Here is a 22,361-nt window from a genome sequence, read left to right as displayed (position 1 = left end):
GATTATACCTCCTCAGGGTAGAAAATCTTTTCGTCCTGTTTCTTTTCACCCGTCGCGAATCCCCGAACGATTGAGGATGCGCTGGTTAATTCTACAAGTGTACCGTTTTTTAGGACAACCCATAACCCCTCTTCACCATTTTCAACATAAGGTGAATAAAGGATTTGCGATTGTTGATCACTAATAACATAGTAGCGATTATCAAAACCGGCACTTTGTACCCGTTCTTTAATCGCATCAAATTGTTGTGAAGACTCGAGATCTTCATATTTAAAGAGTTTACGATTTAAAAGACGTAACGCTAAGTCTTTTAGGATGGGATCTTTAGATTTCGTTAAGGACATAAATCCGGCATAGCAGGTCGATTCATCCAATTCAAAATGTTCTTGAGTACTAATTTCCCCCCCCGAAACAAAGGGTTTGAAAAACGATAACTCATTCCCTAATGCTTTACCCTCATGAACCAAATCTTTCATTCGTTCAAAAATTGCGAAAAGAATCATCTCAAAACTTCGTGACGTTGGATGAAGGTAGACCTGCCAGTACATCTGATAGCGAGCCATAATATAGTCTTCAACCGCATGAATTCCACTCTCTTTTACCACAAGCTTATCATCAATTACAATAAGTGTTCTTAAAATACGAGATAAATCAAATTCACCATAACTAACACCCGTAAAGTATGAATCACGCAGGAGATAATCCATGCGATCTGCATCCAATTGACTTGAAATAATTTGTGTCAAGAGTTTGCGCGAATGACGGTGCGCGATAATATCTGCAACCAGTTGCGGCAACTCTGGATGCGCCTCAACAAGAATCTTATGAACCTGTGTGTCCTCTAGAATAATTCGATCCGTAAACTTTTCGTGATTAACCGATGTCACAGATTCGAAAGCATGAGAAAAAGGGCCATGACCCACATCATGAAGCAAACCGGCACATAATAATGCAATATGTTCCAAATCTGAAAGTGTATCCGACAATCCGTTCACATTTTCAATCATTAAGCGAACCACTTCGTATACTCCAACTGAATGAGAGAAACGCGAATGTTCTGCGCCATGATAAACTTGATTTGTTCCACCTAATTGATGGATGCGTCTTAGTCTTTGAAATTCTGGTGAGTTAATCAGATCCCAAATAACTTGATGATGTACATGAATGTATCCGTGCACAGGATCTCGTAAGACCTTGTGCTCGGAAGTTGGTTTAAATTTTATTGATGTATTCATTTAAACGTTTTTCAACAACGTCTCGACCTAAAAGATATAACGCACTCATTAAATCAGGTCCATGTGTTTGATGCGTTGCACTAACACGTAATCCCATAAATAACGGTTTTCCTTTAAGTCCAGATTCAGTTTTCGCAGCATTAAATGCTTCTTTCAGTGAATCCACATCCCATGATTCTGGTAAATTATTCAAGAATGCTTGTGCAACCACAGGTGTTGTTTCCCACTCTAAAACTTCTTTTTCTGAATCGGTTAATTCTGGTTCAACAAAGTAGGGTTCGATTAATGAACCGATTTCTGCACCATATTGCAATTGTTCTTTAAAGAGAAGTAAACACTTTTCAATCCACGCTTCGTCTTTGTTTGTAAGATCGTGTGCTGCTTCCGCAAATGGTCTCACAAAGCTTAGCCATTCACCATCTTCTTTTTCTTTTAAGTATTGATGATTCATCCAAGTAAGTTTTGTAACATCAAACATGGATGGCGCTTTTGATAAACGATCCTCACTAAATTCTGCAATGAGTTCTTCATGTGTAAAGAGTTCTTTTTCTCCCTTTGGTGACCAACCAAGCAGTGCCATAAAGTTAAACATTGCTTCAGGAAGATACCCTTGATCTTTATATTGACTGATGTATTGCATAACTGAATTATCACGTTTGGATAACTTCTTACCGTTTTCATTAACGATTAAAGTCATATGTCCAAATAGCGGAATATCCCATCCAAACATTTCATATAACATCATTTGTTTTGGTGTATTTGAAATGTGCTCTTCACCACGGAATACATGGGAGATTTCCATCAAGTGATCATCAATAACAACCGCAAAGTTATAGGTAGGAATACCATTTGACTTCACAATAACCCAGTCACCGATATCTTTTGACTCAAATGAGATTTCACCACGAACCATATCATTAAAAGTATATGTCGCATCCGTTGGAACGCGCAACCTTACAGAGTAAGGACGTTGTTCTGTTTCATAACGTTGTTTGGTTTCATCATCAAGGTGAAGACACGTACGGCTGTAGCGTGTTGATTGGTGTCCTGCCGCAACTTGACGCTTATAATCTTCATCAAGTTCTTCCGTAGTACAGTAACACTTGTAAGCATCACCGCTCGCTAATAACTTTTCCACATATTCATTATAAATTTCTAAACGTTCCATTTGACGATATGGAGCATATTCTGGTTTTGGTTTGTCTGGAGATTCATCAGGTACAATCCCTAACCAGTTTAAGAAATAAAGTTGTGATTCCTCACCGCCCTCAACATTACGTTCAATGTCTGTATCCTCAATACGTAGGACAAAATCACCACCGTGATGTTTTGCCACTAAATAATCAAATAACGCTGTACGTGCGTTACCGATATGAAGAAATCCTGTTGGACTTGGTGCATATCTAACTCTAACTTTTTTCATTTTTAGTACCTCTTTCCAAATTCCATACTATTATAGCATGGTTATGTCAAGGATTAAATATTAAACAACCGCGATAATCCCTGCAAAAAAGAACCTACTTAGTAGGTTCTTCACGTTCAATCATCATTGCGACACCCATGCCGCCACCAATACATAACGATGCAATTCCTCGTTTTGTATTTGAATGAATTAATTCATAGATTAAAGTAACCATAATACGCGCGCCCGATGCACCAATTGGATGACCAATTGAAATCGCACCCCCATTAACATTCACTTTATCTAAATCTAAATTTAAGTCACGACAAACCGCTAAGGATTGTGAAGCAAATGCTTCGTTTAATTCAAAACGATCAACGGTATTTAAATCAGTATTTGTTTTCTCAACTAAAGATTTTACAGCATAGTAAGGTGCGTATCCCATGATTTCGGGTTCAACCCCAACTTCTGAGAAACCTTTAATTGTCGCAATTATCTCTAAATCCATCGCTTCAGCCTTTTCACGGCTCATTAAAATCAGTGCAGCAGCACCATCATTAACCCCGGATGCATTTCCAGCAGTAACCGTTCCGTCTAATTTAAAACTAGGTTTTAATCGTTGGAGTCCTTTCAGGGTTGAATTTGTTCGGATAAACTCATCCGTATCAATAAGTTCACGTCCGTTATTAACAGGAACAATTTCATCTTTAAACAGTCCCGCCTCAAGTGCACGCGTTGCACGTATTTGAGATTCTAATGCAAATGCATCTTGATCCTCACGCGATATATGAAACTGTTCAGCAACCGTTTCTGCTGTCACACCCATCAACTCATTGGTAAACGCATCAACAAAACCATCTTTTTGAATTGTATCTTCTGTCTCTAAGTTTTGAAATTTCGAACCAAAGCGACCATTTTTTATTATATGAGGCGCTTGTGACATATTCTCAAAACCACCCACAACTACAACATCCTTTTCACCAAGCATAATGGATTGCATTCCAAGATGAATTGACTTCATCCCCGATCCACACATCTCATTGATGGTCATGGCAGGTGTTGAATATGGAATTCCAGAAAACACCGATGCTTGTCGTGCAGGGTTTTGTCCCAATCCAGTTTGGATGACATTACCCATTACTACGTATTCAACATCTTCCGGCGAAATCTTTGCACGATGAATCGCTTCTTTAATTACTGCAGTCCCTAATTCTACCGCTGAAGTCTTCAAGAAGCTTCCCCCGAATTTACCTATCGCAGTGCGCGCAGCACTGACTATAACTACGTCTCGCAAAAAATCACTCCTTCTAAAATGTCGGCTAGACAATTATACCGTTTACAATTTATAAACACAACATTTTCCTTAACGCCTATCTCTATCTCGAACCCTAGTTTACCATTTGAGCGTAAAAAGCGCTCATTTTCACACAAGATACCATAAGTTTATGCCTAAAATACCCTACTTCGTGTGAATTATTCTTGAATTACACATAATTTTTGCTTATTAGCCAAGAGACTATTATAATGAAAGCATATTGAAAAAGGAGATATTCCATGGAAATTGGACTTGATAAAATAGGGTTTTATGCCCCATTAACGTATATTGATATGGCGGATCTCGCGCAAGCACGCGGGATTGATCCAAACAAATATATTCTCGGACTTGGACAAGATCTACAAGCTGTCTGTCCACTATCACAGGATACCGTTACTTTGGGGGCGAATGCCGCTTCAAAAATATTAGATGATGCGGATAAAGAGGCCATCGACCTTGTGATTCTCGCTACAGAATCCGGTATTGACCAATCAAAAGCAGGCGCAACCTCAATTCATACATTATTGGGGATTAACCCTTTTGCCCGTTGTATTGAAATTAAACAAGCGTGCTATGGAGCAACTGCGGGTCTTCAACTTGCAAAAGGACATATCGCTTTAAATCCCAATAAAAAAGTTCTCGTAATCGCAAGTGACATTTCGCGATACGGCCTTAACACCGGAGGTGAAGCAACACAAGGTGTTGGATCAGTCGCAATGTTAGTCAGTGCACATCCAAAAATCATGACCCTTGAAGCAGATGCATCTTATTTTTCAGATGATATTTGGGATTTCTGGAGACCGAATTATAGTGATGTTGCTTTTGTAGATGGGAAGTACTCAAATGAGCAGTACCAACGTCTATTCACCACCGTATATGAAGATTATTTAAATAAAACAGATCAAAATCTTGAGGATTTCAAAGCAATCTGTTTCCATATTCCTTATACGAAACTTGGATTAAAAACACTCAAACTTATCGCAGATGAAGCAACACACCCTGCATTGTTTGAAAACTTTAAAACAAGTACACTCTACAATCGTCAAGTGGGTAATATTTATACCGGTTCGCTCTACTTAAGTTTACTTAGTCTCCTCGAACAAGGATCCTTAAATGCTGGAGATCGTATTGGTTTATACAGTTATGGTTCTGGTGCCGTGGGCGAGTTCTTCTCGGGGATCTTACAACCTAATTACAAAAAACACTTGTGCATGACACATCAAGATGACCTTGATCAGCGTACAAAGTTATCAATTCCTGATTATGAAAAACAATTTGAATCACGGTTGGTTACAGATGGCAGTCATCAATTGCTTGAAGGTGATGCTTCGAAATATTCACTCGAGTCAATTTTCGAACACCGACGTTATTACAAAACAAAATAAAAAGTTCCTTGCGGAACTTTTTATTTTATCTCACTTTGTATTTTCTTAGTTAGACTCTTAAAGATAAGTTCATACGACTCGTTAATAAGTGTTTCAATGAGTGGTTCATCCACATCCTTATCCATACGAATTGAAATCCAATGAACTTTATTCATATAGTAACCTTCAGTGATGACTCCTGGATACATTTCACGATAGCGTGCCCCTTCACTGGGTTCCGCTTTCACCGTTACAATTGAATTTCCCTCTTTATTGGTTCCCATCATCATATACATTTTCCCACCTACAAGAGCGCGTTCCGCATTCCACTCATCTTTAAAGTCATACACCGTTCCTTTATTTTGAAGGCATACGTCTTTAATTTTTTCCGGTTTCATAGGAACCTCCGGCAAAGGTAATGACGACACCATCAGGATCTGTTAACGCAAATTCCCATGTATCATAAAATGTTTTATGGAGTGTCTTTATTAAATTTGGATGTGTTTTGAGCCGTTTGTATTCCGCCTCTACATCATCGACTTTAATAAAAAGTGTTAAAGAAGGATTAATCGAATCTGTATGAAGTGTTGGATATTCTTCAATCAATGTATTTTTTTCTTCAAGCATTAATGTTGTTTCGCCGCGACCAAGAATCGCGAAGATCGGGACTGAATCCGTATCCACTTGATCATAAACATTCATCTCTAAAACGGTTTGGTAAAACAAAATACTTTCTTTCACATTCGTAACCATTAGATTTGGTGTCAGTTTCATCGTATTACCGCCTTTATATTTTCATGTAAATCGTATAGAATAGGGGTGAAAGCAGGGGAAATCATGGCTTATTTTAATTATCATGCGAAAGCAAAACAACTTATCGCCGATGGGCATCTCACTCATTTTGAAATTGTGGATAACTGGAATGGCATTAAGCCTGCGCTTGTCCTCTATTTTGATAATAATCGGCCCATGCCCATTCGGGAATATCGCTGGCCAGAATATTTTGAATTAATTTAAAAAAGAAAGAACGAGATCGTTCTTTCTTTTTTAAAGTTTATGGAATTGCTCTACATCCATGACGAACACGGTTGCGCCACCAACTTGAACTTCCACAGGGAATGATGCGTAACGTCCGATATCATATGAGGCTGTAGATGGTACAACTTCCGTACGTTTACTACATTCATTACCAATGATTTCCAAACATCCTTCGACGCGATCATCATCAACACCAATAATAAGTGTTGTATTTCCTGCTCGTAAGAATCCACCTGTTGTAGCGAGACGTGTAACTTGATAGTTTTCTTTATTCAAAGCATTTGAAACTACAGTACTGTCATCATTTGAAACAATAGCTAATACTAATTTCATAAGATTCCCTCCTCTTACCTTTGTTTCATTATACCATAAAATAAATCCATGGTTCTTTTTTTATTTACATAAAACCCCCTCGACAAATCACGGAACTAGGTCAGTTCCCACCTTTGTAAGGGGTCTTTTATTAATTATTAAATCTAAAGTGTACGATGTCGCCATCTTTCATGACGTAATCTTTTCCTTCAGAGCGCATTTTTCCTGCTTCTTTAATTGCTTGTTCACTTCCAAACGCTTCCAAATCTTCCACATTATACGTTTCGGATCGGATAAATCCTTTTTCAAAGTCTGTATGAATCACCCCAGCACATTGTGGTGCCTTCATGCCATTCACAAAAGTCCATGCACGAATTTCTTGTGGACCCGCAGTAAAGAAAGTGCGTAAGTTTAAGATTTCATAGCTATTACGAACTAATACATCCAATCCACTTTCTTGAACCCCTAAATCGGCCAAGAATGCTGCTTTTTCATCATCTTCAAGACTTGATAAATCTTCTTCAACTTTTGCACATACAGGAATCACACGACATGATCGCGCTTCTGCATACGCTTTAACCTTTTGGTACATTTCGTTACTTTCAATATCCATAAGACTGTCTTCATCGATATTCGCTACATAAATAACAGGTTTAATAGTTAGGAAATGGAACGTACGAGCAAGTTTTTCATCATCTTCTGACAAATTGAGATCGCTTAATGGACGGTTATTTTCAAGCGTTTCCTTTGCACGATCTAATAACTTCATTTCTGCCATTGCTTCTTTATCATTCGATTTTGCTTTACGTCCTACACGTGAAATTCGGTTCTCTACACTTTGTAAATCCGCAAGCATGAGTTCAATTTCAATAATTTCAATATCAGAGATTGGATCACCAACAACACCATGTTCATGCACAATATCTGAATTCTCAAAACAACGTACAACATGCACGATGGCATCCACTTCACGAATGTTTGATAGGAATTGGTTCCCTAAACCTTCACCTTTTGATGCACCCTTTACAAGTCCTGCAATATCCGTAAACTCAAACGTTGTGGGAATAATCTTCTTAGACTCAATAAATTTTTGAATTGTGTCGAGTCGTGGATCGTTTACCTTTACAACACCTACGTTTGGTGCAATCGTCGCAAATGGATAGTTTGCTGCTTCAACCTGTGATTTCGTGATTGCGTTAAATACTGTGGATTTACCCACGTTTGGTAATCCAACAATTCCTGCTGTTAATGCCATCTATAATTCCTCGTTTCTTTCAATTACTTTCTTTAATTTTTTTTCAAAATCTTGACGTGTGAGCATAATAACAGACCCACATCCTTCGCACTTAATTTTTATATCTGCACCCATTCGTGTAATTTTAAAGTACTGTGATTTCTTACATGGGTGATCTTTTTTCATTTGTACAATATCACCTAAACCATATGTTTTATCAATCATTCTGACACTCCTTAAGTTTATATGCAATCATTGTATTTTCAAGTAAGCTCGCAATGGTCATCGGTCCAACACCTTTCGGAACTGGCGTTGCATACGATGCAATTTCATAAGCCTGACGCTCTACATCCCCTCTTAAATTTCCATCAATACGATGAATTCCTACATCAATGAGTACGTGTTGATTTGAAATCCAAGATGCGGGAATCGCTTCCGGTTTTCCCATTGCAACCACAATTATATCATTAGAACGAATGAGTTCCTCTAAGTTTTTTGTTTTTGAATGTGCCAAGGTAACGGTCGCATTCTTTTGCGTTAACAGTGTTGCGACAGGTTTCCCCACAAGGCGACTTCTGCCAATCACCAATGCTCGCTTCCCTTCAATTTCCACATTATACCAATCTAATAAGCGAATAACCCCTTTCGGCGTACAGGATACAAATCGTGGACGATTTAATTCTAAATAGCCTACATTAAGGGGGTGTAATCCATCGACATCCTTAAGCGGATCAATTGCTTCAATAATAACATTTTCATCAATATGCTTCGGTAACGGTAACTGAACCAAAATCCCATCAATATTATCATCTTGGTTTAAGGTCTTAATAATCTCAAGCAGTGCTTCTTGAGATGTATCCGCCTCACACGAAATCGCCTGTGAAGAAAATCCTACAGACTTACATTGTTTTACTTTAGAATTCACATACGTTTGTGAAGCGGGATCATTTCCCACGATTACAACGGTTAGTGAAGGTACACGTTTCCCTTGTTCAATAAGCACTTCTGTTTCTGCTTTTAACGAAGCACGAATTGCTTTTGAAACAGCCAATCCATCAAGTATTGTTGTCATGTTATCATCTCCAATTAACGTCTTTAATAATACCACACCTTAAATTACCTTACCATCTTTAATATTGAGCATAATCGTAATGGGGCCATCATTATCCAAAATTACATTCATATGGGTTTGGAAAATACCCGTTTCAACTTTAAGACCATGATTTCTTAACCCCGTGTTGAATGCCTCAAACATCGTATTTGCTTGAGTTGGCTCCATTGCATTACTAAAGCTTGGACGATTCCCTTTACGACAATCTGCTGCTAATGTAAATTGAGAAATTGACAAAATAGCCCCCCCTACATCTTGAATACTGAGATTAATTTTTCCTTCTGCATCATCAAAAAGTCGAATAGACGCAATTTTATCAACGGCTTTCTTAATATCGGCATCGCTATCACCTGTTTCCATCCCAACAAGTAACATATATCCTTGTTTAATTTCACCCACGATTGCTTGATCTACAACAACTTTTGCTTCTTTTACTTTTTGTATCACGATTTTCATGAAATCACCTCATCTCTATTCTACCGTAAACATGTTACAATATATAGGGTGATTTTATGAACAAACCATTAGCATTCCGAGTACGTCCTGAAACGATTGATGATATCATCGGACAAGAACATCTACTTGGGGAAAATCAAATTTTACGTAATGTCGTGGAAAGCGGTAATCTTCATTCCATGATTTTCTTCGGACCTCCCGGTACGGGAAAAACAACGACTGCGATGGCCATCGCTAATTCGTTAAAACGACCGTATCGACTTTTTAATGCTGTTACGGATAATAAAAAGAAACTGGATGCACTCTTTCTTGAAGCAGAAATGAGCAGCGGTCTTGTCGTGATTATTGACGAGGTTCATCGTTTAAATAAAGATAAACAAGATATTCTTTTACCTCATGTGGAAAGTGGTCTGATCACGATGATTGGTGCAACAACAGCCAATCCTTATTTTTCAATAAATCCAGCGATTCGATCTCGCGTACATCTATTTGAATTTAAACCCCTATCTTATAATAATATTGTATCCATATTAAAGCGTGCAGCTTCAGTATTTGAAAACAATCAAATTATTCAAGAAGATGTTTTAGAATCAATTGCTTCAAGTTGTAATGGTGATGCACGATACGCACTCAATGCCCTTGATTTACTGGCACAATCGACACGCGATGATGTTATTACCGAAAAACATCTTGAAAAACTGAGTCTCTCCGTTAATATTTCAATGGATAAAGATAGCGACAATCACTATGATGCCCTGAGTGCATTCCAAAAATCAATCCGTGGAAGTGATGTCCAAGCCGCTCTATACTATCTTGCGAAATTAATTCATGTGGGGGATATGGATTCGATCGAACGTCGGCTTATTGCCATAGCTTATGAAGATATCGGACTTGCAAATCCCGCATTATGTGCACGTGTTGTCACCGCCATCGATGCCGCAAAACGAATTGGATTTCCTGAGGCTAAGCTTCCGTTAAGTGTTGTCGTTATTGAATGTGCCCTTTCACCTAAATCTAAAGCGGGGGAACACGGTATTGATGCAGCCTTAAAAACCGTTCGTGAAACAGCACATCAAGTACCTCAATATCTACGTCTAAATGCTGTGGGTGTTGATGATCAGGATATGTACGATTATGATCGTAGTGATTTGTGGCATAAAATCCAATATTTACCCGACGAACTTAAAGATGAGGAGTTTTATCGTCCTCAAAACCTAAATTCTGCGGAAAAAACATACGCTTCTAATTACGAACAACTCAAAAAAGTTCAGCGCACCAATAAATTAAGAAAACTCAAAGAAAAAAAGAAACCGTAGACATCTACGGTTTCTTTTTTTATAATTTCACGATTGTACGTCCCATCATTTTTCCTTCAAGAATATCTTCAAGTGCTTGAGGAACATCTTCTAAGGTTATCTCGCGATCACAAAGCGCATGAATATTACGCGGTTTATAATCAGTCGCAATCAGTCCCCATAAGACATCTTTTAGATTATTATTGACTGAGTCAATCCCAATGACTTGAATTCCGCGTAAGATAAAGGGAAATACAGTCGTTTCAAATTTTGCACCGGCAGTATTACCACTTAACAAATAAACACCTTCATAATTCAGATGTGGGAGCAAATACGAACTGTACTTTCCACCAATTGGGTCAATGACTGCGATACATATCATCTTTCCAAGGGGTTTTAGAGGTTCTTCCGTTAATTCATCGGGATGCATTACTTCTTTTACATTCATATTTTTAAAATAATCTTGAGCAGTATCCTTCTTGCGACTTACCGCTGTTACCGGATAACCGAGACGGTCTAAAATTGCGCAAGCCACTGAACCAACACCACCACTTGCTCCTAAAACCAATACAGGTTCGCGCTTCATTGGATTTGTCTGTTGCATCATACGATAAACTGAAAGGGCAGCAGTATACCCTGCTGTTCCGATAATTGCAGCCGTTTTTAAACTGAGTGATTCAGGAAGTAAGGTCACCTCTGACGCAGGGACCGAAGCATATTCCGCAAACCCTCCATTTCGATATTTTAGAATATCATGGCTTGTGACAATGACCTCATCACCAATATGAAATTTCTCAACATTTGATTCCACGACGGTTCCTGTAAAATCAATACCCACAACCGTAGGATATTCACCTACAACGCGTGTTTTGGGTCTCATCGCAAGGCCATCTTTATAATTAACACTGGCGTAAGAGACCTTAATTAAAACATCATGATTTAGATCATCCGTATTGAGTATTTTTATTTCCGGTATGACATTATCGTGATTGGTATTTAAAACGAGCGCTTTATATTCCATAAGACCTCCTAAAAGTGTTGATATTGATATAATAGCATAAATATGGCCATTTTCGAATTTCGCACAAAAAGATGGGTAAACCCATCTCTTTTATCCTTTGTTGTTACGACGACTTTGATCGTTTGAACGTCTTCCGCCATCACGGCGACGATCATTTCCACCGCCACGACGTGAGTCACGTCCTCCGCGTCCGCTACGTCCACCACGTGGTGTTGGTTGTGCAAATTCATCAACCATTGTAACGTTCACGTCTTTATTATTAATTTTTGTTTCTGATAATTTATTAATAATATCTTGTGCAAATTCACGGGGAACTTCCACTGTACTTTCATTATCATCAATTTTAATACGTCCAATATCTTTTCCGCGAATTCCACTTGCAGTTGCGATTGCACTTACAAGGTGAGCTGCAGAGATCCCATCACGATCTCCAACGGATAGTCCAATACGTGATATTTCACCTTTATTCTTAACATCTTTTTGTTTTGAAACTTTGATTGCTTCTAAGTTTGATTCACTAATCATCTTATTAATGAAAGCAATAATAATTTCTTCTTGTGTGAAGTTCTCTTTACGAAGACCTTCATAAGCGATATTAAAGAGTTTTCCTTGCTCATGATCATTCCATTTACGGATTTCACGAGCAAGTTGATCTACCATTAAGTCATTTAATTGTTCTTTAGTTGGTAGTGGTGTTTCAACGATTGTTGAATTTGATAAACGTTCGATTTGCTTAATTGCATAACGTTGTCTACGTGATACTAAAGTGATCGCAAGACCTTCTTTACCAGCACGACCTGTACGTCCAATACGGTGTACATAATATTCTAATTCTTGAGGTATATCGTAGTTTATCACTACATCCATACTGTCAACATCGATTCCACGTGCCGCAACATCGGTTGCAATTAACACAGAAACCATACCTTTTTTAAAACGGCCCATTACCATTGAACGCATTTCTTGTTTCATGTCTCCATGTAACCCTAAAGCAGGGAATCCCGCTTTGTTTAATTGCGTTGTAAGTTCATCAACCATTTTTTTGGTATTACAGAATATCATTGTTCCACTTGTTTTATGCAATTGTAATAATTGAATTGTTAAATCAACTTTATCTCTTGATTCAACAGTGTAATAGATTTGTTTAATACGAGAAACAGTTAGATTGTTACGAGATAGTGTGATTCTTTCTGGTTCAACCAAAAATTTCTCGCTTAATTTACCGATTTCCTTAGGCATTGTTGCTGAGAAGAATGCGAATTGGCGTTCTTCAGGAAGGAATGAAAAGATTTCTTCAATATCCTCAATAAATCCCATATTTAGCATTTCATCAGCTTCATCCAAGACAATATGACGGCAATCATCTAAACGGATTGTCTTACGTCGAATATGATCCATTAAACGACCTGGTGTCGCAACTACAATGTCTGCTCCACGTTTAAGGTCTCTAATTTGTTTATCAATAGGGCTACCTCCGTATACACATGCGATGTTAACCCCTTGTTTATACTTCGAGAAACTTCTCATTTCTTCAGCCACTTGCATACATAACTCACGTGTAGGACATAGGATTAACGAATTTGTTCGTTTCTTATCTCCAGGTTGAGTCAAACTTAGCATTGGTAACCCAAACGCCGCAGTTTTACCTGTACCTGTTTGAGATTGAGCTAATAAGTCATGATTACCAAGCAACATTGGAATTGCTTGTGATTGTATATCTGTTGGCTCTTCGTAACCTTTTTCGATTACGGCTCTTACGATTTCTTCTTCTAATTCTAGTTCTTTAAATGTCATTAATTTTCCTACTTCTTTCAACACACCGTGATAGTATACCATTATCATCAACAAAAGTCATGGATTTACATCGATATCTCGTAATCATTTACAAGATACCGTTTACATTATATGTGTGATTATAAATACACAACGTTTATCATTAACGTTAAACTTTCACCGTTTACACAATTTAATAAAAACCTCTTGATGACGTATCATCAAGAGGTTTATGTTTAAAAATTAAGTTTAAGCATTACAGGACAATGATCACTTCCAAGAACTTGATCGAGAATATCTGCATCTTCAATGGCATTTCTTAATCGTTCAGAGACAACGAAATAATCGATTCTCCAACCCGCATTGCGACTGCGTGCATTAAAGCGATAACTCCACCAAGAATAACGATCGACTTCATTAGGATGCAATTCACGGAACGAATCAATAAATCCTGCATCGAGAAGATTGGTGAACTGTTCCCGCTCTTGATCGCTAAATCCCGGGTTCTTTCGATTCGCTGATGGATTTTTTAAGTCAATCTCTTTATGGGCAACATTTAAATCCCCACATAAAACCACCGGTTTTGACTCATCCAACATCTTTAAGTATTCTCTAAAATCATTTTCCCATTGCATACGATAATCAATGCGTTTCAACTCGGGTTGTGAATTGGGTGTATAAACACAAACTAGAAAAAAGTTATCATACTCACATGTGATGACACGTCCTTCAGTATTATGTTCATCTTCTTGAATTCCGTAGGTAACGTTAATCGGTTTAATACGCGTATAAACCGCGGTGCCAGAATATCCTTTTTTTTCTGCATAATTATAGTATGCGTAATAGCCTTCCGGATCGTAATCCAATTGACCCGCTTGCATTTTTGTTTCTTGAAGACAAAGGACATCTGTGTCCATCGCTTCAAAAATTCCTTCAAAATCTTTTTTCATAACGGCGCGTAAACCATTAACATTCCACGAAATTAGTTTCATCATATCCTCCAAAGTTCACTAAACGGTATAAATTCTATTTTATTGCAATACTCTTTCGCTTTTTGACGATGTAATTTAATATCGCCTTGGTTTGTGTTCAGTAAGGTGTCCTTATCCATCATATATTGCACATAGAGCATTTTTTTCAGTAAATACCATGAAGCAATGGTTTGGTGAATGCGATCTGCTCGTCCTTGCGGATCATCACGAAGGCTTTGGTTGATATATTGAATATTTTCTTGACCTTTGGTAATCGCACTTTCAATGAGATGTTCCGTGTCACGATAATGACGGCGATCTTGTTCGCGTTGACGTGATGCGATCGTTGGAAGATCACTTGGTAATAGCTTCAACAACTCCAAGATGATCTCAGTTTCTTCAATTGGTAATACCAATACATTATGACGGTAAGCGCCTAAAATTCCTCCTTGTTCTGTTAAGCAATAGTAAATACCTTTCGCTTCAAGGTAATTACGATCGACAAGGATCAAAGCAAACTCTCGTTCATGCCCTTCACTATACAAAATTAAAGGCGCTTTAATATAACCTTTCGGAATTTTATGGACATCTTTATAGCGAATAATTTTATTCGCTACTAAATCTTTATTTATATGTATACGGACGTTTTCCAAAACACGTACGGAATCATCCATTTCTAAAACGTTTTCAAGTAATTCTTTATATTGAGCTTGATCACAATTTAGATAATCCTCGAGAAAACCATTAAATGTACAATCATGGCCCCCCTGGCGCTTATCTTTGATCTCACTCATAGCATAAACTAACCCCATAGTTTCCCCCTTTGTTTACTTCTATATCATGACATATTTATGGAAATTTTAAAAGACCCATACACTTCCACTCAATATCCCTTATAATTGATATTAAAGGGGGCTTTTTATGCACAAAATCATTGTTAGTAATCGAATCTTTCATGAAGATTTGAAGCACATCTTATTATCTGAACAAGAACATTATCTCGGGGTGGCGATCCGTGATTTTAAACTTGCGTTTTTTGAATCGGATACCCATCGTCGTTCTGTGGAAATCTCTGTGTTTAATCAACTGCAAACCTGTGATTGCCCACGCCTTCAAGAAGTCTTAAAATATCCCAAGACGATGCATGTTCTCATAGACTTACTCCAAGAATTATATTTGTACGGTTTAACACTTGATGCATGTCCTCGTAATACACCCTTACAAGAAGAAATATTTCAATGTTTATCTTTGATTGATCCTTTTCTTGAAAAGCCCGTTGTCAAAGATGGTGTTGATTATGAGGCGGTAGCCTATGGGTTATCCCATGCGGAGTATACGTTTTTAGCGCGTCATAACATTCCGTTTATTAAACCCCAATCACAATCTCTTGAATCATTAGCATTTAAAGTTGCATTAAATCCCCGTAGTGAACTCGAAGCGGTCATTCAAGATATCATTCGTAATGGTTATCAGTCTGCAACCATCGCGGTTGCCAACCCAACAACAATGGAACCTCTAATAGAATCGATTTTTGAACGTTATGGTTATCCGTTAAAATTACAAGACCGTCGTTTTGAACTGATGAAATCTCAATATCGAGCTTTGCTTGATTTTGCTTTTGACTCTAATATTCATCAATTGATTAAAGCGATTGAGTCCGGAGCTTTTGGCTTAAAACGTCGTGAAGATCTTGTAACTTATCTCAACCATTTTGAATTTGATCTTAGTGATGTCTTTGGCGTCTATGATTTATGTGAGGAAACAGAATCCTATCCGGATTTGTTTGCCCTTCAAAATCGAATTCAGGAAGATGTTGTGCTTTTACAAGCCACCCTTGCTTCGATAATGAATTTAGATTTTAAGGAAACGTTGATTGCCTGTTATAACGTCATCAAAAGTCATACACGCGGTGATTTAACCCCACTTTTTTCTTTACTTGAAAATCACCTAGGAGAATATCAGGAAGAAACCTATTTATTATTGTTGGAACATCTTGACGCACTTCAAATGCATCAACAGGTTAATGCCCCACTACGGATTGTTGATTATGGTTCATTGCCTTTAATCCCGCAAGACCACTTATACGTCGTGAATTTATCCGCTAAGAATTTTCCTTCAATTCGTTCACGGACTGGAATTATCGATGAGGCATACTTAAGCTCTATTAAAGGTTATCCACGATTAGATGAACGCACAAAATTTACACTTAACATGCAAAATCATATCTTTGACCACAATGCAAACATGACGTTGTCGTATAGTTCCGCTACCTATGAAGGAAAAGGCCAAGAAGTTTCCTACCCTGTTGAACAATTTGCTCACGCTAATGGGGTTGCGCTTGAGTCTTGGATTTTGACGCAAAATACCCATCGAAAAACGGTTAAGCATCGTTTAAGCCCTCATCTTGCAGAAAAGCTCTATTTAGAAGAAGGGAAATTAGTCGGTTCGATATCAGCATTTCAAATGTTTGTAAATAACCCTTATCAATTCTTTATGGAACGTGGATTAAAGATAAGAGAACCTGAAATTCTTAAATTTGATGCCCGAATTATCGGTACTGTTAATCATGCCGTGATGGAATATTACCACGATTGCAAAGATCTTGATCCTTGGACGGATGTACGTAAGGTATTTCCCATGACTCAACCACGTTATCGTATGATTTATGATCGAAATCAAGACTTAATGAAACAGAATCTTGATTTTATTGACGCCTCAATGGCAGATACAACCTTCCAAGTTGTATCCAAAGAACGTTGGTTCCGTGAAGAAACAATGTTTAAAGGAATCATTCTTCGCGGTATTATTGACCGTATTGATGAAAACGATCATTATGTACAAATTGTCGACTATAAAAGTTCTCAATTAGCGATGACCGCTGAAAGCGTTAAGGCTGGTACACAATTGCAATTACTTACTTATGCAATGATTGCGGAAAAAGTGTTCCAAAAAAAATGCCTTGCAGTATACTATTATGGATTTAAAAATCCAAACCTAACCGTTCCATCACTCGAGTATAAAGTTGCGAAAGGCGTTGTTTCAAAAGACGTTGATTTTGAGGCGGAATGGCTAAAATCGAAACGGTATCGCGGTTGGTTATTTGAACAACCACTTGACTCGTATGATTCCGCAATCTACTTTGGTGGATTACGAGAATCTAAGGATGGGGTGGTTACAACCTGGACTAAACCCTATGACATGAACAAAATCAACCCACTCCTTACTCAAGTTTACCAAACCATCTATTCGGATATCTTAAATGGCGTGTTGGATCCCGAGGATTCAAGTATTGAAATCGATAAAGATTTAGATTTAAAGAAAGAAGAGGCGGAGGAAACGAAACATGACAACCTTTAATCCCCAGCAACAACAAGCCATCGAAGCATTGAATCAAAATGTAATTGTTTCTGCATCAGCTGGTGCTGGAAAAACTACCGTTTTGATTGCGCGTTTGATGAAGCGTATTATTAAAGATAATGTTCGAATTGATGAGGTGTGTGCGATGACCTTTACCGAAGCTGCCGCATCTGAAATGAAAACACGACTTCTTGCCGCGCTCAATGATGAGTATCGAAACAATGCATCCGACTTTATCGCTGAACAAATATCTTTGGTTGAGACTGCACAAATTTCGACAATCCATTCTTTCTGTCTCACCATCATTAAAAACTACGGTTATATCATCGGCGTCAACCCCTCCCGGGCTGACAACATTCTGGATGATGCGCAAACGAAACTCTTACAACGTCAAGCAATGCGAGAAACCTTTGATATGTGGCTGCAAAATGACTACGAAAACCTTAAATATCTGTTAGATATCTTTTCTTCTAATCCACTTGACTATGCATCCTTAGAAACTGCAATTTACGATAATGCTACGTGGTTGATAAGTAAAAAAGATCCAGATTATGCAGTTCAAGCTGTTAAATCGCTTTATAGCGCTACCACATTTAACGATTTCCCTCAGGAATTCCAACAAATCTTTTTTAACTTTTACCAACAACAAGTTCATGAAATCATAAAAGATGTACAGGCAATTATTGCGATTTCTGATGAATCCTATGACCCAAATGACAAAAAAGGGAAAAAATACTTCGAGCAAAGTACCATGTTGCTTCAAGTTCTTGAAGGCCTTGGTAATCTCAAAACGTTAATTGATCAAAACGACATTCGCTTTTACGACCAAATTCCAACTGCTTGCAACTTCAAAGTTATCGCAGACACCAAAAATGATGTTTACACTGAACAACGAAAACGCATTGAGAAAACTGTTAATCGAATTTTTGAAAACTACATGCCTTTGAATGAGCATTTCCAATTATTAAATAATCAATTGGAAACCGTATCACTTTTAATGCAGATGACACAAGATTACTTGAATACCTTTTCATCCCTTAAAGAAGAAGAAAACTGCTTAGATTTCAATGATTTTGAATCGATGGCGTTGCAAATTTTGAATGAAAATAACGGTGAAATATCTGAATTGGTAAAACATAAATATAAAGAAATTATGGTTGACGAATTTCAAGATACCAATGAATATCAAGATGAGATCATTACTAAAATATCAACAGGGAATAATATTTTTAGAGTTGGTGACATCAAACAATCCATTTATCGATTCCGAGGGGCCAAGCCAAATATCATGCAGAACTTAATGCTTGACGACTCGACTCAAAATCTATATTTAAGTTTTAACTATCGTTCAAAAAAAGATATTGTTGAATACAACAACTTTGTGTTTGATAAACTCATGAACTTAACATTTGGAATTACCTATGATGAGTACGACCATGTAAATGTGGGGATTCCCTCTCAAAGTGAAGATACACATCCCGTAGAAATTCATATCATTGAAAAACTCGATAATCGTTTTAAGAAAACATCTGATCAACTTCGTGCACAGCATATTGCACAAGAGATTATTAACTATCATAATCAAGGTTATCGCTTTAAAGATATGGTAATTTTAGTTCGATCACACGCAAGTAAGGGTTATCTTAAAGAAGCATTTGAGGAATACAATATTCCTCATTATATTGATGATCAAAGTGGTTTCTATAAGTCCGAGATTATTGCTTCTGTTGTCGCATTATTAAATTACGCAACAACATTCCATGATTTTTATCTTGTTCCTGTGCTCACATCACCGTTTTATAACTATTCCGATGATCAAATCGCATCGCTTAAACTTATGGATGCACCAAGTATTCGTAAAGCACTGGAAATAGAAAATCCCGCACTCTACATGTCCCTTGAGACCATGGTTTTATCGTGGCGATCTAAAGATCTTATCTCAATTATTCAAGAAATTATTCAACTCAATGATGTCTATAATAAAACGCTATCCTTACAGGATAAAACAAATCTGGACTTCCTCCTTGAAAAAGCAATTCAATACCAAGCATCTTCAGTTCCGACTTTACAGGGATTTGTACGCTTTGTTGCGGAGTTTAAGGACGATACCAGTAGCGAAGCTTCACCACTGAATAAAGATGAAGATATTGTAACTGCAATGACCATCCATCAATCCAAAGGATTACAATTTCCAATTGTATTCTTGTGGGGTATGGGACGTCATGCTGTGCGTGACCACAGTGATATTTTACTTAATGACGATGCCTTTGGGATTGGATTGAATCATGTTGAATTACCGATGCGCTTTGTTTCTCGCAATTTAATTCGAACTGTTATGGAAATAAAACAAGATAATGAAGAGATTGAAGAAAACCTTCGTCTTCTCTATGTTGCACTCACAAGACCCCAGAAACACCTTATTCTTGTTGATGTAGTCAAGGAATATCAACCCGCTTCTTTAGATTACCAATTACTTAGAAATCATAAGCGAAAAGTTGATTTATTACTTGCTGCAAGTCCTCACAACACCATTTTACGTGTTATTGACGGAATGGAACTCACAGAAAACAGTCTTAATCCGATTAGCGAAGATGAAGGAGCCACAGTTTTCACTGAGAAACTGACCCTATCTTTTGATCAAGAGGAGCCGATAACTCCTAAAAACCGTGATTTAAATTTCGATAAGTCCTTTGATTTTGCTACCGGATTTGGGTCTACCCTGCACGAAGCCATTGAAAACCTTCCGCACCGGATTTGGACCGATGCAGATCTTAAAGATTTCGAACCAAAATTCAAACGGAGACTTCAAGCATATAACAAGCATCCATTTACTCAAAAGCTCTATAGATATCCACACATCTATCATGAAATGCCTTACTTAATTGAAGGGGATGCGGGTGTTATTGATTTTTATGTGTACAATGAAACCGAACTAATTCTTGTGGACTTTAAAAGTGATCATGCTTCTTTAGATATTATTGTAGAACGTTATGAAGATCAGATTAAAGCATATAAAAAAGCCCTCGGTATAATCTACCCAGAGCTTTTAGTTAAAACATATATCTACAGTTTCCATTTAAATCATTACATACCTTGTTTGGATTCATAAATTAAATCCATCATATGCTTGATATTACCTTGACCCGCAAAGCGTGTGTCATCCGAGAAATCCTCTGTTATGGGCATCCATAATAGGGGATTTTTTTCTGGAACGAGAACGACTTCTCGGTTGAGATAACCGTAAAATACTTGCAACTCGATACCGTCTTCAAAATATTGTGTAAAAAACAACGGTTTGATTTCGATATCATTTACGGTTATTCCACTTTCCTCGAAAAGTTCTCGATAGGCACCCTCGATATCGGATTCTCCTGGATTCTTTTTGCCACCAACAAAGTTATAGAGTCCCTTATAAGGATTCTTTTGTCGATGACACATCAAAACGTTTTCAGCCTTTCGGTCGAAAACGATAATGAGATTAACTTTAAGAAATGTTTGACTAGTCATTGAATAAATCAAAGAGTGTACTTACAGGAGTATGTAATTGAATCGCTTCAATTGCTTTCGCAAGCATATATCCAACAGAAATCTCTTTAATTTTTGGCTCTTGACGTGCTTCTTCTTTTAAAGAAATTGTATTTGTAATCAATAGTTCTTTAATGTCAGAATTTGAAATGCGTTCAATTGCCGGTCCTGAAAGAATACCATGTGTACATGCACAATAAACTTCTTTAGCACCTTTTTCATATAACATGTTGATTCCACCCATGAGTGATCCAGCGGTATCAACCATATCATCAATAACAACGGCAATTTTACCATCAACATCACCGATTAAGTTCATTGCTTCCGCAACGTTTGGTTTTGTACGACGTTTATCGATAATTGCGATTGTTGAGTTTGGAATTGTGTCTGAAAGACGACGCGCACGAGTTGCTCCACCGTGGTCTGGGGATACAACAACAACTTCATCTTGGAAGTTTTTATTTCTATAGTATTGACCAATCATTGCGACTGCAGTGAGGTCATCTGTAGGAATATCAAAGAATCCTTGAATTTGTGGTGCGTGCAAGTCTATTGTCACAACGCGGTCTGCTCCGGCTGTTTGTAATAGATTTGCCATCAATTTTGAAGTAATTGGTTGACGTGCACGAGCCTTACGATCTTGGCGTGCATATCCATAATATGGCATTACAATCGTAATTTCTTCTGCAGATGCACGCTTACATGCGTCAATCGCAATAAGAACTTCCATATATGTCTCACTTACTGGTGAACTTGTAGATTGGATAATGTAAACATGTTTTCCACGTACAGAAACAAGTGGTTCGATTAAGATTTCGCCGTCTGCAAAATGACGTACATCAATCTTACCGCGCTCTAAATCTAAATGCTCACAAATCTCATCTGCTAGTTCTACGTTCGACGATAACGCAAAAATAACTGTATTGTCTTTCATTTCTTCTCTCATAGTCTT

21 protein-coding genes are annotated in these 22,361 nt (G+C 37.6%); 5 read left to right on the top strand and 16 right to left on the bottom strand.

What is annotated here, in order from left to right; all coding sequences use genetic code 11:
- Positions 1-2: 2 nt before the first annotated feature.
- From EEI45_RS01990 to EEI45_RS01980, 3 genes are all read right to left on the bottom strand, one after another.
- The gene (locus EEI45_RS01990) at positions 3-1,235 is read right to left on the bottom strand and encodes an HD domain-containing protein (RefSeq protein ID WP_125163941.1); all 1,233 of its coding nucleotides are present in this window, start codon (positions 1,233-1,235) and stop codon (positions 3-5) included.
- On the bottom strand, positions 1,213-2,658 hold the full coding sequence (gltX, locus tag EEI45_RS01985; RefSeq protein ID WP_125163940.1) for a glutamate--tRNA ligase: 1,446 nt from the start codon (positions 2,656-2,658) through the stop codon (positions 1,213-1,215). The genes EEI45_RS01990 and gltX overlap by 23 nt, the downstream gene beginning before the upstream one ends.
- A 94-nt stretch (positions 2,659-2,752) precedes the next feature.
- Complete coding sequence (locus tag EEI45_RS01980) at positions 2,753-3,931, bottom strand: acetyl-CoA C-acetyltransferase (protein ID WP_125163939.1); 1,179 nt, start codon at positions 3,929-3,931, stop codon at positions 2,753-2,755.
- Between the two features lie 260 nt (positions 3,932-4,191).
- Here EEI45_RS01980 and EEI45_RS01975 point away from each other — a divergent pair, with 260 nt between their 5' ends.
- Positions 4,192-5,337, top strand: a complete 1,146-nt coding sequence (locus EEI45_RS01975) for a hydroxymethylglutaryl-CoA synthase (protein ID WP_125163938.1) — start codon at positions 4,192-4,194, stop codon at positions 5,335-5,337.
- A gap of 20 nt (positions 5,338-5,357) precedes the next feature.
- Here EEI45_RS01975 and EEI45_RS01970 read toward each other — a convergent pair whose 3' ends face one another.
- Positions 5,358-5,714 carry an MmcQ/YjbR family DNA-binding protein gene (locus EEI45_RS01970; protein WP_125163937.1) on the bottom strand — a complete coding sequence of 119 codons (357 nt, stop codon included), beginning with the start codon at positions 5,712-5,714 and terminating at the stop codon, positions 5,358-5,360.
- Positions 5,695-6,090 carry a VOC family protein gene (locus tag EEI45_RS01965; RefSeq protein WP_125163936.1) on the bottom strand — a complete coding sequence of 132 codons (396 nt, stop codon included), beginning with the start codon at positions 6,088-6,090 and terminating at the stop codon, positions 5,695-5,697. The genes EEI45_RS01970 and EEI45_RS01965 overlap by 20 nt, the downstream gene beginning before the upstream one ends.
- Before the next feature lie 63 nt (positions 6,091-6,153).
- Here EEI45_RS01965 and EEI45_RS01960 point away from each other — a divergent pair, with 63 nt between their 5' ends.
- The gene (locus tag EEI45_RS01960; protein WP_125163935.1) at positions 6,154-6,333 is read left to right on the top strand and encodes a thermostable hemolysin delta-VPH; all 180 of its coding nucleotides are present in this window, start codon (positions 6,154-6,156) and stop codon (positions 6,331-6,333) included.
- A 30-nt stretch (positions 6,334-6,363) separates the two neighbouring features.
- Here the strand turns inward: EEI45_RS01960 and EEI45_RS01955 are convergent, their stop codons facing one another.
- From EEI45_RS01955 to dtd, 5 genes are all read right to left on the bottom strand, one after another.
- On the bottom strand, positions 6,364-6,687 hold the full coding sequence (locus EEI45_RS01955; RefSeq protein WP_125163934.1) for a cyclic-di-AMP receptor: 324 nt from the start codon (positions 6,685-6,687) through the stop codon (positions 6,364-6,366).
- 130 nt (positions 6,688-6,817) lie between these two features.
- Positions 6,818-7,921: a redox-regulated ATPase YchF gene (gene ychF / locus EEI45_RS01950; protein ID WP_125163933.1), complete on the bottom strand. Its 1,104-nt coding sequence runs from the start codon at positions 7,919-7,921 to the stop codon at positions 6,818-6,820.
- The gene (locus tag EEI45_RS01945; protein ID WP_003774276.1) at positions 7,922-8,125 is read right to left on the bottom strand and encodes a DUF951 domain-containing protein; all 204 of its coding nucleotides are present in this window, start codon (positions 8,123-8,125) and stop codon (positions 7,922-7,924) included. It lies immediately after the preceding gene.
- Positions 8,118-8,972 carry a bifunctional 5,10-methylenetetrahydrofolate dehydrogenase/5,10-methenyltetrahydrofolate cyclohydrolase gene (locus EEI45_RS01940; protein ID WP_125163932.1) on the bottom strand — a complete coding sequence of 285 codons (855 nt, stop codon included), beginning with the start codon at positions 8,970-8,972 and terminating at the stop codon, positions 8,118-8,120. The genes EEI45_RS01945 and EEI45_RS01940 overlap by 8 nt, the downstream gene beginning before the upstream one ends.
- Before the next feature lie 39 nt (positions 8,973-9,011).
- Positions 9,012-9,467, bottom strand: coding sequence for a D-aminoacyl-tRNA deacylase (gene dtd, locus EEI45_RS01935; RefSeq protein WP_125163931.1), 456 nt, complete (start codon positions 9,465-9,467; stop codon positions 9,012-9,014).
- Between the two features lie 56 nt (positions 9,468-9,523).
- Between dtd and EEI45_RS01930 the strand changes: the two genes are divergently transcribed.
- On the top strand, positions 9,524-10,783 hold the full coding sequence (locus EEI45_RS01930; protein ID WP_125163930.1) for a replication-associated recombination protein A: 1,260 nt from the start codon (positions 9,524-9,526) through the stop codon (positions 10,781-10,783).
- Positions 10,784-10,802: 19 nt separating this feature from the next.
- On the opposite strand, the gene EEI45_RS01925 is transcribed toward EEI45_RS01930, so the two are convergent.
- The 4 genes from EEI45_RS01925 to EEI45_RS01910 all read right to left on the bottom strand — a co-directional run bounded on the left by EEI45_RS01925 (position 10,803) and on the right by EEI45_RS01910 (position 15,339).
- Positions 10,803-11,783, bottom strand: a complete 981-nt coding sequence (locus EEI45_RS01925; RefSeq protein WP_125163929.1) for a YhdH/YhfP family quinone oxidoreductase — start codon at positions 11,781-11,783, stop codon at positions 10,803-10,805.
- Between the two features lie 90 nt (positions 11,784-11,873).
- Positions 11,874-13,577, bottom strand: coding sequence for a DEAD/DEAH box helicase (locus EEI45_RS01920; protein ID WP_228410449.1), 1,704 nt, complete (start codon positions 13,575-13,577; stop codon positions 11,874-11,876).
- 215 nt (positions 13,578-13,792) lie between these two features.
- Positions 13,793-14,548: an exodeoxyribonuclease III gene (locus EEI45_RS01915; RefSeq protein ID WP_125163927.1), complete on the bottom strand. Its 756-nt coding sequence runs from the start codon at positions 14,546-14,548 to the stop codon at positions 13,793-13,795.
- Positions 14,548-15,339: a hypothetical protein gene (locus EEI45_RS01910; RefSeq protein WP_125163926.1), complete on the bottom strand. Its 792-nt coding sequence runs from the start codon at positions 15,337-15,339 to the stop codon at positions 14,548-14,550. The genes EEI45_RS01915 and EEI45_RS01910 overlap by 1 nt, the downstream gene beginning before the upstream one ends.
- A gap of 109 nt (positions 15,340-15,448) precedes the next feature.
- Between EEI45_RS01910 and EEI45_RS01905 the strand changes: the two genes are divergently transcribed.
- Both EEI45_RS01905 and EEI45_RS01900 read left to right on the top strand, forming a co-directional pair.
- Complete coding sequence (locus EEI45_RS01905; RefSeq protein WP_125163925.1) at positions 15,449-17,884, top strand: PD-(D/E)XK nuclease family protein; 2,436 nt, start codon at positions 15,449-15,451, stop codon at positions 17,882-17,884.
- Positions 17,871-20,993 carry a UvrD-helicase domain-containing protein gene (locus EEI45_RS01900; RefSeq protein ID WP_125163924.1) on the top strand — a complete coding sequence of 1,041 codons (3,123 nt, stop codon included), beginning with the start codon at positions 17,871-17,873 and terminating at the stop codon, positions 20,991-20,993. The genes EEI45_RS01905 and EEI45_RS01900 overlap by 14 nt, the downstream gene beginning before the upstream one ends.
- Here the strand turns inward: EEI45_RS01900 and EEI45_RS01895 are convergent.
- Together EEI45_RS01895 and EEI45_RS01890 are read right to left on the bottom strand one after the other, a co-directional pair.
- Complete coding sequence (locus tag EEI45_RS01895; protein ID WP_125163923.1) at positions 20,969-21,391, bottom strand: NUDIX hydrolase; 423 nt, start codon at positions 21,389-21,391, stop codon at positions 20,969-20,971. The two genes, EEI45_RS01900 and EEI45_RS01895, sit on opposite strands and share 25 nt — an antisense overlap.
- Entirely contained in the window at positions 21,384-22,355 is a 972-nt protein-coding gene (locus EEI45_RS01890; protein ID WP_125163922.1) for a ribose-phosphate diphosphokinase, read from the bottom strand. The genes EEI45_RS01895 and EEI45_RS01890 overlap by 8 nt, the downstream gene beginning before the upstream one ends.
- Positions 22,356-22,361 lie beyond the last annotated feature (6 nt).

Source organism: Erysipelothrix piscisicarius, from assembly GCF_003931795.1.
Lineage (GTDB): Bacteria > Bacillota_I > Bacilli_A > Erysipelotrichales > Erysipelotrichaceae > Erysipelothrix > Erysipelothrix piscisicarius.
This window is presented reverse-complemented; position numbering and strand designations above follow the sequence as displayed.

Bases quoted from the DNA above. Each gene is read 5' to 3' on its own strand.
- EEI45_RS01990 (WP_125163941.1), bottom strand. From the start codon at position 1,235: ATGAATACATCAATAAAATTTAAACCAACTTCCGAGCACAAGGTCTTA.
- gltX (WP_125163940.1), bottom strand. From the start codon at position 2,658: ATGAAAAAAGTTAGAGTTAGATATGCACCAAGTCCAACAGGATTTCTT.
- EEI45_RS01975 (WP_125163938.1), top strand. From the start codon at position 4,192: ATGGAAATTGGACTTGATAAAATAGGGTTTTATGCCCCATTAACGTAT.
- EEI45_RS01970 (WP_125163937.1), bottom strand. From the start codon at position 5,714: ATGAAACCGGAAAAAATTAAAGACGTATGCCTTCAAAATAAAGGAACG.
- EEI45_RS01965 (WP_125163936.1), bottom strand. From the start codon at position 6,090: ATGAAACTGACACCAAATCTAATGGTTACGAATGTGAAAGAAAGTATT.
- EEI45_RS01960 (WP_125163935.1), top strand. From the start codon at position 6,154: ATGGCTTATTTTAATTATCATGCGAAAGCAAAACAACTTATCGCCGAT.
- EEI45_RS01955 (WP_125163934.1), bottom strand. From the start codon at position 6,687: ATGAAATTAGTATTAGCTATTGTTTCAAATGATGACAGTACTGTAGTT.
- ychF (WP_125163933.1), bottom strand. From the start codon at position 7,921: ATGGCATTAACAGCAGGAATTGTTGGATTACCAAACGTGGGTAAATCC.
- EEI45_RS01945 (WP_003774276.1), bottom strand. From the start codon at position 8,125: ATGATTGATAAAACATATGGTTTAGGTGATATTGTACAAATGAAAAAA.
- EEI45_RS01940 (WP_125163932.1), bottom strand. From the start codon at position 8,972: ATGACAACAATACTTGATGGATTGGCTGTTTCAAAAGCAATTCGTGCT.
- dtd (WP_125163931.1), bottom strand. From the start codon at position 9,467: ATGAAAATCGTGATACAAAAAGTAAAAGAAGCAAAAGTTGTTGTAGAT.
- EEI45_RS01930 (WP_125163930.1), top strand. From the start codon at position 9,524: ATGAACAAACCATTAGCATTCCGAGTACGTCCTGAAACGATTGATGAT.
- EEI45_RS01925 (WP_125163929.1), bottom strand. From the start codon at position 11,783: ATGGAATATAAAGCGCTCGTTTTAAATACCAATCACGATAATGTCATA.
- EEI45_RS01920 (WP_228410449.1), bottom strand. From the start codon at position 13,577: ATGACATTTAAAGAACTAGAATTAGAAGAAGAAATCGTAAGAGCCGTA.
- EEI45_RS01915 (WP_125163927.1), bottom strand. From the start codon at position 14,548: ATGAAACTAATTTCGTGGAATGTTAATGGTTTACGCGCCGTTATGAAA.
- EEI45_RS01910 (WP_125163926.1), bottom strand. From the start codon at position 15,339: ATGGGGTTAGTTTATGCTATGAGTGAGATCAAAGATAAGCGCCAGGGG.
- EEI45_RS01905 (WP_125163925.1), top strand. From the start codon at position 15,449: ATGCACAAAATCATTGTTAGTAATCGAATCTTTCATGAAGATTTGAAG.
- EEI45_RS01900 (WP_125163924.1), top strand. From the start codon at position 17,871: ATGACAACCTTTAATCCCCAGCAACAACAAGCCATCGAAGCATTGAAT.
- EEI45_RS01895 (WP_125163923.1), bottom strand. From the start codon at position 21,391: ATGACTAGTCAAACATTTCTTAAAGTTAATCTCATTATCGTTTTCGAC.
- EEI45_RS01890 (WP_125163922.1), bottom strand. From the start codon at position 22,355: ATGAGAGAAGAAATGAAAGACAATACAGTTATTTTTGCGTTATCGTCG.